The 4,412-nt window shown below is 72.8% G+C and carries 3 protein-coding genes; all 3 read left to right on the top strand.

Features of this window, described 5'->3' with window-relative positions:
• Positions 1 to 2,051, top strand: a 2,051-nt coding sequence (locus tag AC08OO_RS22665) for a type IV secretory system conjugative DNA transfer family protein (RefSeq protein ID WP_476619053.1), incomplete at its 5' end; no start/stop codon positions are given.
• Positions 2,048 to 3,046 (top strand): hypothetical protein, encoded by a 999-nt coding sequence (locus tag AC08OO_RS22660; RefSeq protein ID WP_476611742.1) that lies wholly within the window; start codon positions 2,048 to 2,050, stop codon positions 3,044 to 3,046. The genes AC08OO_RS22665 and AC08OO_RS22660, both read left to right, overlap by 4 nt.
• A gap of 11 nt (positions 3,047 to 3,057) precedes the next feature.
• The coding region (locus tag AC08OO_RS22655; protein ID WP_476619052.1) for a hypothetical protein at positions 3,058 to 4,412 on the top strand (1,355 nt) is incomplete at its 3' end.

The following is a 4,412-nucleotide window of genomic DNA, read 5'->3' as shown; positions in this document are numbered from 1 at the left end:
GCGCGGGGGTGATGCCCGATCCTGCGCTGCTGCTCGTCGGTGTCGCGGTGCTGGCGGGCGTGGGCGGGGTGTGGGCGGGCGCGCAGACCGCCGCGTTGCTGTTCGGGGCGCATGAACCGCTGCCGGTCGGGTTGGGCGCGGCGGTGGTGGCGGTGCCGCGTCTCGTCCTGCGTCCGGGTGATCCGGCGCGGGCCTGGCCGGCGGAGGCCGCGGTCCTGCTGCCGGGGCCGGTGGGCTACTGGGCCGGAAGCGTCGTGCCGATGGCGGTCGCGGTGCTGTGCGGCGGGGTGCTGTTCTTCCTGCTGCAGGGCCGGGTCGGGGTGGCTCGTCGGCGGCGGATGGGCCTGGATCCGGAGGCGCGGTTCGCCCGGCTGTGGGAGATCGCCCCGATGTGGGTCCGCCGGCCGGTCCGGGGCCGGATGATCCTCGGCCGGGCCCGGAGCGGGATCGTTACCCGGTTGCTTGCGACCGAGGACGCGTCCCTGCCGGTGGATGACGCGGTGCCGCGGCTGCTGCACCGGCGGGTTGCCCGCCGCCGGGGTGACCGGGGGGCGGTGCTGGTCGTCGGTCCGTCCCGCTGCGGGAAGACCGCGGCGTTGGCGGTGCCGGCGATCCTGGAGTGGGACGGCCCGCTGATCGCCCTGTCGGTGAAGACGGACCTGCTGGGCGCGACCGTGCGCCGGCGTCGGGCGCTCGGGCAGGTGCGGGTCTTCGACCCGACCGGTGTCACTGGGGAACTGTCGGCGACCTGGTCGCCGCTGGCGGAGTCCATCGGGCTGGCCGGGGCGCGGCTGGCCGCCCGGTCGATCGCGAACAGCACCGACTGGACCTCCTCCGGATCGGACATGAGTTTCTGGACTACCGCCGGTGAGGACCTTCTCGGCCTGCTGTTCTGGGTTGCCGCCACCGCCGGGCTGGGGATGGACGCGGTGGTCGGTTGGACGACGAGCATGGACCGCGACGGGGTGATGCGTTTCGCCCAGGCCTTCGCCCGTCACGATGACCCGGCGATCCGGGTGGACGGCGAGCAGGTGCTGGCCGGTCTGAGCGCGGTGTGGAAGACGGATCCCAAGCAGGTCTCGTCGGTGTTCCTCGTGGCCCGGCAGATGATCCGGCCGTGGCAGGAACCGTCGGTGCAGTATTCCGCGGCCGGGTCGGAGATCGGCCTGGACTGGCTGCTCGGTGACGAGCCCGACGACGAGCCCGACACCGCCCTCGACCCGTTCACCGACAACAACCCGTTCACCGACGGCGATCCGTTCACGGAGGATTTCGGTGACGCCGGGCAGCCGGGGGACGGGCCGCGGCGGCGGTCGAACAGCGTCTATCTGTGTGCGGATCTCGACGGGGCCGAACGGTTGGCGCCGGTGCTCGGGGGCCTGGTCGATGATCTGATCCGCTCGGTGTATACCCGGGTCGGGGTGACAGGTAAGCCGTTGGACCCGCCACTGCTCGTCGTCATCGACGAGGCGGGGAACTGGCCGATGAAGAATCTGCCCGGCCGGATCTCCACCTGCGCGGGCATGGGCATCCAGCTGATGCTCGTCTACCAGAGCAAGGCGCAGATCGACGCGGCCTACGGCAGCAAAGCCGACGTCATCGTGTCCAACGCGGTCACGAAGGTCTTCTTCTCCGGGCTGTCGGACAAGTCGACCCTGGACTACGCCGCCTCGCTGCTCGGGCAGGAGCATGTCGCCGCGCGCAGCCTGTCCAGTGATATCGCGCCGGGTGGCGGACGGCAGGGTATCAACGACGCGCCGACCAGGCTGGAACTCCTCCCGGCGCATCTGCTGCGCCAGGTGGCGCCGGGGCAGGCGTTGCTGCTGCACAACACGCTCCCGCCCGTGCACCTGCATGGACGCTACTGGTTTCGGGACCCGGCGCTGCTCGCCCTCGCCGCCGGGGAGCCGCCCCCGGCCCGGCCCGCGGCGCAGGGCGTGCGGCCGGCCGCGCCCCGTGAGGGGTTTGGTCGGGTGGTGCGGGCGGTTCGGGTGGTGCGCGTGCGCGGGCTGTGGAACCGCCGACACCGGTCGAACGGAACCGGCCGATGATCGCCACCGCGGGTCCGCGTCAGGGAACCCCGCGAGCCGTGTCCGTCGCGCGGCGGCGCGAACGGCCGGCCGTGGTCGAGACGCCGTCGGGAGCGTGGCTGGTCGGGGTCGACCCGCGGACCCGGCTGTGCGTCGCCGCCTACCGGCCGGCCGCGCCGGACGCGGGGGTGCTGTTCACCGTCCCGGCGCGCACGGTGACCGCCGCGTCGAGCTGGGAGCTGGAACCGCAGATCGGGATGGCTCTCGGCGACGAGGTACACGAGGCCCTGCGCCTGGCGGCGGTCACCGTGCGTCTGGATGCCGAGGCCGAGGGTGTCACCGTCGCGGCGCGCGGCGCGGACTCGCCTGGCCCGGATGAAGCCCGGGTTCCCCGGGCATCGGATCTGGTGCGGGTTCCCGGTCGCGGACCGGTCACCTACGCCGAGTCCCTGGCATGCTCCCGGGTGCTGCTGCGCTGGGAGGCGAGGGGTCTCGAGGACCTGTCCGACGTCTACCGGCTGGACGTCCTCGCGCTCAGCCGGGACATCCGCGAGGGGCGGCGGGAGCTCACCTACCGGCTGTCGGTGAACGACCGGGTGATGGTCGCCGGGAACGACATCGAGGTTCCCGGTGGCATCGTGGTGCGCAGCAGCGACACCGTCCGCGGCCTGATGGTGATGCTGACCAGTCCCGACCCGGAGCTGGCGCTGACCGCCGGGCAACGTGATGTTCTCCGGCGCCGCGATGAGCTGATGAGCCTGGTCGCGGAGAAGCCCGGGCCGTTGCGCCCCGGTGAGCGTGTCGAGGTCGCTCTGCCCGACGGGCGGATGCTCACCGGCACGGTCACCGCGGTAACCCGGGGCGCCGATCAGGATGTGCGGTCCTACCAGTGGAACCCGGACCAGGCGTCACTGCCCGGTGGTTTTTTCGGCCCGCACGGGCTGCTGCGCGGCGGGATCGTCAGCCCCGCCCCGGCCGTGCGGGCCACCCTTCTGCCCGATCCGGCCGCCGGCTGATGACAGGTCCCATGCCCGAGGATCCGCGTTCCTCCTACTCGTACTTCACCGACCCGGCGCCGGTTCGTATCACCGTGCCCACCGGCTGGTGGCGGCTTCTGCCGACCACGGGGGCTGACGGTGCCCGTGACGTCACCGCCCAGCTGGTGCGCTGGCCCGGCGAGACCAGCACACCCGCCGTGATCGTCACCGTGGCCCGGTTGAGTCTCTGGGAGCTGGAGCAGACCCTCCGCTTTCCGTTTCCCCGGGCCGTCCACACGACATTCGCCGCCTCACCGCGGCGGGACGCGCTGGTTTTCCCCGGCCCGTCCGGAGGCTGGCAGGTCGCGCACGGACAGTTGCTCCTCGACGTCGGCCTCGACCAGGACGAACGGCCGTGGCGGGCCAGCCGCGTCGACCTCACCGGCCGCGAACCGGCCACCTACGGCCGGCTGCTGCACACCGACCCGCCGTTGCGGACCTGGCAGCGCGACCTCTACCAGGTCGACGTCGTCGGCGCCGGCACGGACGACGGCGTCTACGGCAGCCGGCACGACGGCAGCCGGCACAACCTGACCTACCGGGTCTGGCTGGGCGGGGACGTCGTCTTCGCCGGCGACGACGTCATGATTCCGGCGGGGTGGGATCCCCGGTCGGACGACGCCGTCCGCGAAGTGATCGGCCAGGTGATCTACCAGCAGTGGGACCGCCGCGAGCTGTCGTTCGCGCAGCAGAGCTTCCTGGACGTGCACCGGGAACGCCTCGCGCTCGAATCCGTCGGCCTGCCTCCGCCCTACCCGGCGGGCGCCCGGGTTCGGGTCGACAGCCCGGGCGGGATGACCGCGACCGGAACCATCCGCCGGCCGGTCGTGCGCGGCGGTCGGACGACCGGCTACCTGTGGCGCCCGGACGTCGCCGACCTGCCCGGGCATCCCGGTCATGGACACCCCGGCTACCTGCTGCGCGCCGACGCCGCGCAGGTGCGGGCCACGTTGGAGGGAAAGGACACCGCGGTCGACGGACCGGACGGTCCGATGATCATCGCCTTCGGGGCGACCGTAGCGGCCGTTGACGACCCCCGCTTCGCCCGCGGCAAGGTCCTGCGTGCCCTCGACGAGGAGGGCCGGCTCGCCTACGACATCCAACCGGACGACGACCTGCGCGCCTGCCACCGGCTGCACGCCGACGACGTGATCCCGCTGACCGGCACCGCCTGGCCGACCGTCGACCGTCTGCTCCAGGCCCGCGACGCGGCGCACGTGCCACTGATCGCCGGCGAGATCCTGGTCACCGTCCGGGAAATCGCCGTGATGCCCGCCGTCGACCCACCCGTGGCGAACGCCCTCGTCCGCCACGGGTTGCTCTCACCGGACCGGGTCCTAGACCT

The sequence above is a fragment of the Frankia sp. CeCAU1 genome (genome assembly GCF_977971845.1).
The sequence above is the reverse complement of the archived record's forward strand: the minus strand, read 5'-3'. Positions and strand labels throughout refer to the sequence as shown.

Excerpts from the sequence above, each read along its gene's own strand:
- AC08OO_RS22660 (WP_476611742.1), top strand. The coding sequence starts at position 2,048 with ATGATCGCCACCGCGGGTCCGCGTCAGGGAACCCCGCGAGCCGTGTCC.